This is a genomic window from Hymenobacter sp. (assembly GCF_035709525.1).
GTDB lineage: Bacteria > Bacteroidota > Bacteroidia > Cytophagales > Hymenobacteraceae > Hymenobacter.
The window spans coordinates 1-7,249 of sequence record NZ_DASTEP010000003.1 but is presented as its reverse complement, the minus strand read 5'-3'; the positions used below and the strand labels follow the sequence as shown (position 1 = coordinate 7,249).

The 7,249-nt window shown below is 64.3% G+C and carries 5 protein-coding genes; all 5 read left to right on the top strand.

Annotation, left to right across the window (positions count from 1 at the left end; translation table 11 throughout):
* A partial coding sequence (locus tag VFO93_RS00195) for a copper-translocating P-type ATPase (protein WP_325132277.1) occupies window positions 1-1,831 on the top strand: 1,831 nt, incomplete at its 5' end.
* Between the two features lie 227 nt (window positions 1,832-2,058).
* Window positions 2,059-3,069, top strand: a complete 1,011-nt coding sequence (locus VFO93_RS00190) for a hypothetical protein (protein WP_325132276.1) — start codon at window positions 2,059-2,061, stop codon at window positions 3,067-3,069.
* 212 nt (window positions 3,070-3,281) lie between these two features.
* Window positions 3,282-4,556, top strand: a complete 1,275-nt coding sequence (locus tag VFO93_RS00185; protein WP_325132275.1) for a chloride channel protein — start codon at window positions 3,282-3,284, stop codon at window positions 4,554-4,556.
* Between the two features lie 180 nt (window positions 4,557-4,736).
* Complete coding sequence (locus VFO93_RS00180; protein WP_325132278.1) at window positions 4,737-5,675, top strand: dihydrodipicolinate synthase family protein; 939 nt, start codon at window positions 4,737-4,739, stop codon at window positions 5,673-5,675.
* Window positions 5,665-7,128 (top strand): aldehyde dehydrogenase (NADP(+)), encoded by a 1,464-nt coding sequence (locus VFO93_RS00175; RefSeq protein ID WP_325132274.1) that lies wholly within the window; start codon window positions 5,665-5,667, stop codon window positions 7,126-7,128. The genes VFO93_RS00180 and VFO93_RS00175 overlap by 11 nt, the downstream gene beginning before the upstream one ends.
* The last annotated feature ends 121 nt before the right edge of the window (window positions 7,129-7,249 follow it).

The window sequence follows — 7,249 nt, the reverse complement described above, 5'->3', positions numbered from 1 at the left end:
CACGGCCAGCATGGATACGCTGGTGGCCGTGGGCACGGGCGCGGCGTTTGCCTTCAGTTTGGCGGCCACGCTGGCACCCGGCTGGCTGCGCCAACACGGCATCGCGCCGGCCGTGTACTACGATACCACGGCTACCATTATCGCCCTCATTTTGCTGGGTAAAGTATTGGAAGCCCGCGCCAAGCAACAAACCTCGGCCGCCCTTAAGAACCTGCTAGGTCTGCAAGCTAAAACTGCCCGCCTGGTACTACCCAACAGCCGCGAAGAAGACGTGCCCGTGGCCGACCTGCGCCCCGGCGACCTCGTGGCCGTGCGCCCCGGCGAGAAGGTGGCCACCGATGGCGAGCTAGTCGAAGGCGCTTCGATGCTCGACGAAAGTATGCTCACCGGCGAAAGCCTGCCGGTGGAAAAAACCGTGGGCGCGGCCGTTTTTGGGGCCACGATTAATAAAACCGGGGCCTTCCGCTTTCGCGTGACCAAGGTAGGGCGCGACACCGTGCTGGCCCAGATAGTGCAGCTCGTGAGCGACGCGCAGGGCAGCCGCGCGCCCATTCAGCAGCTCGCCGACCGGGTGAGCAGCGTGTTCGTGCCAGTAGTTATTGGGCTGGCACTGTTGACCTTAGCCGGCTGGCTGGTGCTGGGGCCGGCCAGCTCGCGGCTGCCGCTGGCGCTCACATCGTTTGTGTCGGTGCTGATTATCGCCTGCCCCTGCGCGCTGGGGCTGGCCACGCCTACAGCCATTATGGTGGGCACCGGCAAGGGGGCCGAGTACGGCATCCTGATTCGCAATGCCGAGGCGCTGGAGAAGGCCCACAAGGTTGATACCGTGCTACTTGATAAAACCGGCACCATCACCCAGGGCATGCCAGCCCTCACCGACTTCATTGCCTTACCCAGCCACGCGGCGGCCGAGCTGCTGCCGCTACTAGCGGCCGTGGAGCGCCAAAGCGAGCATCCACTGGCTGCCGCCGTGGCGCGCTATGCCGAAAGCCAGCAGGCCCCCGTTTTGGTGGCTACCGATTTTTGGGCGGTGCCGGGGCAGGGCGCGGCGGCCACCGTACAGGGCCACGCCGTGCTCATCGGCAATGAGCGCCTGCTGCGCGAGGCTGGCGTAGCATTACCCACCGAGGCGCAGCACGCGGCAGCCGGGCTGCTAGCGCAGGCCCGCACGGTACTTTATGCGGCCGTGGCGGGCCAAGCAGTGGCCGTGCTGGGGCTAGCCGATGAGATACGTCCTACTTCGGCTGCCGCCGTACGCAGTTTAAAATTGCAAGGCCTTACTGTTATAATGCTAACCGGCGACAACGTGCAGACTGCGCAAGCCGTGGCCCGGCAGGCGGGCATCGACCAGTATTTTGCCCAGGCTTTACCACAAGACAAAGCCGTCAAAGTGCAAGAACTACGCGCCCAAGGCCGCACCGTAGCCGTGGTGGGTGACGGCGTAAACGACGCCCCCGCCCTGGCCCTGGCCGACGTAGGCCTGGCTATGGGCACGGGCACCGATGTGGCCCTGGCTGCTGCGCCCATCACCCTGATGCGGGCCGACCTGCAGGGGGTAGTAACGGCCCTTGCCCTTTCGCGGCAGACGATAAAAACCATTCGGCAAAACCTATTTTTTGCTTTCATCTATAATATTATAGGCATCCCAGTTGCGGCCGGCATCTTGTATCCGGCTACGGGCTGGCTGCTATCGCCGATGCTGGCCGCCGGGGCTATGGCCCTGAGTTCGGTCTCGGTGCTGGCAAATTCGTTGCGGCTGCGCCGGTTTCGGGCATTCGCACAAGAAGGTGGGTCATCGAGACAGGAAAACCAGCGCTTCGTCTCAAAATAAGCTTCTCAAATAAATACTGTTCGTCCCAACCTGGGACAGCGGAGCTTAAATTCAGCCTGCTTTTAAGCTGTTTATAAAACTTTGCCGCTAGGCAGTAGCATCTTTATAACAAAACAAAGCTTGGCAATGGGTTTGCACAGTGGAGGTGTCGCTTATCGCACTCCTCTATTATGTACAATTCTACTCTTGCCCTCCGTCGCCTTTTTTTCAGCCTGCTTTTCGTTGGCATGGCAGCTAGCTCGGGCATGGCCCAAAGCCAGATACAAGCCCGCAGCTACCAAACCAACCGCACGGTACGCACTACTGCTCCCGAGCTGGCGGTAGACGATTTGATTTCTACCTCGGCCACGGTGGCCCCGACGGTATTAGGCACTGCTACTCTGCGCGTTACTTTCCCTAAACCCGTGCAGCCCGGCCAGCAGGGCATCCTGGTTATCAAGCCCAGCGCTTCGCTGGCCACGGTGCTGGGCGGGATGAGCCTGCGCACGTACTCTACCTCGGCTCAGAACCCCGACAATCCGATGCAGTCGATGGCCATGAGCACCTCGCCGCTCATCCAGGTAACCTTAGACCCCAGCGACCCTGGCCAACAGCAGGTTAAGTTTATGGCTACCCAAGCCTTCGACCAGATTGAGTTGACTGCCACGACGCTGCTCAACACCAGCTACTCGGTGGATGTGTCGGCCGTCTTCGCCACGGTGGCCCCGCTGCCGGTGCAGCTGACCGCCTTCCGGGGCAAAGCCACCGAAACCGGCGTAGCCCTGAGCTGGGAAACAGCCTCGGAGCGCAACGCCGACTACTTCGAGGTGCAGCGCGCCGAAAGTCTGGCCGATGGGTTTAGCTCGCTGGGCCAAGTAAAATGCGCGGGCGCTAGCACCCAGCAGCACATTTATCAGTTTGCCGATGCCACTGCCGCAGCCGGCCGGCACTACTACCGCCTGCGCCAGGTAGACCTCACTGGCACTGAAATCTTTAGCCCCGTGGTAGCGCTAGAAGCCGGGCTGCTGGCTGGCCTCACCGCCTACCCCACCCTCGCCACCCACACCCTGCACGTAAGCGGCCCGGCCGGCGCGCACCTCCGCATTCTCGACCAGCAGGGCAAGCAGGTGCAGGCGGCTGACATAGTGGCCAGCCAGCAGCAGCAGCTCGATGTGAGCGGCCTGCCGGGCGGCGTGTATTTCCTGCGCGATGCCAGCACGGGCCTCTCCGCCCGCTTCGTAAAAGCCGGCGACCGCTAAACCAGCACCTTTAACTAACCGCAATAAGTAGCTCTCTTATTTGCCTTCCTTAGATAGCGTTTCCTTCGGTAGAAAGTCCTTTTATACCAGCCGGGCAATTAGCCGGCACATTATCTGACTACCTTTCACATTCACCTTTTTGGAAGAGACCCGGCCCGCCAGCCGGGTCTTTTTTGTGCGCCGCAAAATACCCCAGCGCGTTACTTCGCATCGTGGCTGTTTTTATTCCCTTCTTCTCGATGCGCCGACGGGCGCTGGCTCCTACCACAACATTCGCCGCGCGCTGGCTGCTGCTGGCCAGCCTGGTAGGCGCGCTGGCCGGCACGGCCTCGGCGGGCTTTCTGGTGGCGCTGGAGGGGGTGACTGCCTGGCGCGAAGCCCACCCCTGGGCGCTGGCGCTACTGCCTGCGGGCGGCCTGCTGGTGGGCTTGGCCTACCACTACCTGGGCAACCGCGTAGTGAAAGGCAACAACCTCATTCTGGACGAGATACACGCGCCAAGCCAAACTATTCCGCTGCGATTGGTGCCGCTGGTGCTGGGCGGCACGCTGCTCACGCACCTGCTCGGTGGCTCGGCCGGGCGCGAGGGCACCGCCGTGCAGATGGGCGGCGCGCTGGCCGACCAGCTCGCCCGCTGGCTGCCCCGGCGCGAGCGCCGGCTGCTGCTCATCGCGGGCATGAGCGCGGGGTTTGCGTCGGTGTTTGGCACGCCGCTGGCGGGCGCGGTGTTCGGGCTCGAAGTGTTTTTGCTGGGCTCGGTGCGCTACGAGGCCATTTTACCCAGCTTTCTGGCGGCCGTGGTGGCCGATGTCGTCACGCGCGCCTGGGGCGTGGGGCACACGCCCTACCCCGCGCTGGCGGCGCTGCCGCTCACGGCGGCGGGGCTGGGCGCTACGCTGCTGGCGGGGGCGCTGTTTGGGCTGGCGGCGCGGGCGTTTGCCGGGCTCACGCACTGGTTTACAGGCGTATTCAAGCGCATCGGCTACGCGCCGCTGCGGCCGGTGGTGGGCGGCGCGCTGGTGGCGCTGGCCATGTGGGGGCTGGGCACCATGCGCTACGCGGGGCTGGGCGTGCCGGTGATTGTGGAAGCCTTTCAACACCAGTTGGGCGGGCAGGATTTTGCACTGAAGCTCTTGCTCACGGCCCTCACGCTGGGCGCGGGCTTCAAGGGCGGTGAGGTCACGCCGCTATTTTTTATTGGGGCGGCGCTGGGCTCGGCGCTGGCGGGCGTGCTGCCGCTGCCGGTGGCCTTGCTGGCGGGCATGGGCTTCGTGGGCGTGTTTGCGGGCGCGGCCAATACGCCGCTGGCCTGTTTGCTGATGGGGCTGGAGCTATTTGGCACGCACGCGGGCGTGTACCTGGGGCTGACCTGCGTGGTGGCGTATCTGTTTTCGGGGCACCACGGCATTTATAGCTCGCAGGTGGTGGGGCAGGCGAAGCATCCGCTGTGGGGGCGGCAAAGTGGGCGGCGCTTGGGCGAGCTTTGATAAAACCCTGGCGACGCTTGGAAACTCCGGCTAGAAAACACCTGCATAACGGTACTATATTAAGCAAGTGTCACGCCCTGCCGCCAGCAAACATCAATTTAGTATTAGTTCTCACTAATCCGGTGGGAGTTTTCGCTGAACCGGCCCAATACTTTTGCCTGAAAAGCATTTCTCCCCATGATTAACTGGAACGGCGTATTTCCTGCCCTCACGACCAAATTTCACCAGGATGGCAGCCTGGATTTCGACACCTTCTTCCTAAACGTGGACGCCCAGCTGGCGGCCGGCGTCGATGGTATCATCCTGGGCGGCACCCTGGGCGAGTCGAGTGTGCTGAGCACCGCCGAAAAGCAAGACCTCACGCGCCGCACCATCGAGTACGTAGCGGGCCGGGTGCCCGTGGTGCTCAACATCGCCGAGGGCTCGACCCGCGAGGCGGTGCAGCGCGCCCAGGAAGCCCAGGAAATCGGCGCGGCTGGCCTGATGCTGCTGCCTGCCATGCGCTACCCCACCGACCACCGCGAAACGGTGGCCTACTTCACGGCCGTGGCCCAGAGCACCCCGCTGCCCATCATGATTTACAACAACCCGGTCGACTATAAGACGCTGGTTACGTTGGAGATGTTTGACGAGCTGCTCGACACCTGCCCTAACATTGAGGCGGTGAAGGAATCGACCCGCGACATCTCGAACGTGACGCGCATGGTGACCCGCTACGGCGACCGCCTGCACATCCTGGGCGGCGTTGATACGCTGGCCCTCGAAGCCCTGCTGATGGGCGCGCACGGCTGGGTGGCCGGCCTGGTGTGCGCCTTCCCCGCCGAGACGGTGGCCATTTTCCGCCTGGCCAAAGCCGGCCGTATTGAGGAGGCCCGCGCCATCTACCGCTGGTTTTTGCCCTTGCTGGAGCTCGACATTCACCCCAAGCTGGTGCAGTACATCAAGCTGGCCGAGCAGCTGGCTGGCATCGGCACCGAGTACGTGCGCGCCCCGCGCCTGACCTTGGTGGGCGAAGAGCGTGAGCGCATCACGGCTATCATCGAGCACGGTATTGCCACCCGCCCCACGCTGCCCACGTTTGCCACCGAGCCCGCTACTGCCGCTGTTCATGCCGAGTAACGACGTTTTTGCGGCGGCTACGGCCGCCTTTGCTACCTACAAAACCAGCCCGGGCGACGTCCGGGCTGGTTTCCTTCGGGCCATCGCCACGGCCATTGAAAACCTGGGCGACGAGCTGCTGCAAACGGCCAGCGCCGAAAGCCACCTGCCCCTGGCCCGCCTCACCGGCGAGCGGGGCCGCACGGTGGGCCAGCTGCGCCAGTTTGCCGACCTGGTAGCCGATGGCTACTGGGCCGAGGCGACTATCGACACGGCGCTGCCCGAACGCCAGCCCCTGCCCCGGCCCGACTTGCGCCGCTTGCTGCTGCCCATTGGGCCGGTAGTGGTGTTCGGGGCCAGCAATTTCCCGCTGGCTTTCTCCACGGCGGGCGGCGACACGGCTTCGGCACTGGCCGCCGGCTGCCCGGTTGTCTACAAGGCTCACCCTGGCCACCCGCGCACTTCGGCGCTGGTAGCCAGCGCCATTGCTCAGGTAGCGGCGCAGTGCGGCCTGCCGGCCGGCGTGTTTCAGCACGTGGAAGGCGGGCAGGCAGTGGGCGCCGAGCTGGTGCAGCACCCGGCTGCAAAGGCAGTAGCCTTCACGGGCTCGTTTGGCGGCGGCAAGGCCTTGTTCGACTTGGCGGCGCGGCGGGCGGTGCCCATTCCGGTGTATGCCGAGATGGGCAGCGTCAACCCCATCGTCATGCTGCCCGAGCGCCTGAAAACCGAGCCGGCCGCGCTGGCTAAGCAGGCGGCCCAATCGGTATTGCTGGGCGTGGGGCAGTTTTGTACCAACCCCGGCCTGATGTTCGTGCCCGAGGGCGAGGCTATGGCCACTTTTATCAGTGAGCTGGAAGCCGCGCTGCAAGCCGCTGCGCCCGCTGCGATGCTGAATGCCGGCTTGGCCGATAATTACTATCGTAACCTGACTAAGGTAGCGCAGCACTCCGCCGTGCAGCCGCTGGTGCAGCCCGCTCCGCACGAGTTGGAGGGTGGCCCCGGCCTGGCCCGCACTACCGCCGCCGAGTGGCTGCAAGATGCCGAGTTGCAACAGGAAGTATTTGGTCCCTTTACACTGGTAGTCACCTACCAGAGCGAAGCCGAACTGCAAGCCGCCATCGAGGCGCTGCATGGGCAGCTCACCTGCACGCTGTGGGGCACGGCTGCCGAGTTGGCGCACGCCGCCCCGCTGGCCGAGGCCCTGCGCGAAAAGTGCGGCCGGCTGCTGTTCGGCGGCGTACCTACGGGCGTAGAAGTGAGCCCGGCCATGACCCACGGCGGGCCGTTCCCGGCCACCACCGATGCCCGCAGCACCTCGGTGGGCACCTACGCCATCAAGCGCTTTGCCCGGCCCGTCACCTTCCAGGATGCCCCGGCGGCCCTGCTGCCCCCGGCCCTGCGCGACGAAAACCCCACGGGTTTGTGGCGGGTGATTAATTCGGAGGTCACGCAACGGAGTATCACGGCTGGCTAGGTTTTCTGTCTGGCTGACCCAGACGCGGGTGCCTCACCCCCCGGCCCCCTCTCCGAAAAGGAGAGGGGGAGCCTAACGAACACTCAACGACTACTTACGTCCGCATACGGTCGGCTCCCCC

What these genes read in the sequence shown, in the direction of transcription:
- VFO93_RS00190 (WP_325132276.1), top strand. Translation starts at nt 2,059, where the DNA reads ATGGCAGCTAGCTCGGGCATGGCCCAAAGCCAGATACAAGCCCGCAGC.
- VFO93_RS00175 (WP_325132274.1), top strand. Translation starts at nt 5,665, where the DNA reads ATGCCGAGTAACGACGTTTTTGCGGCGGCTACGGCCGCCTTTGCTACC.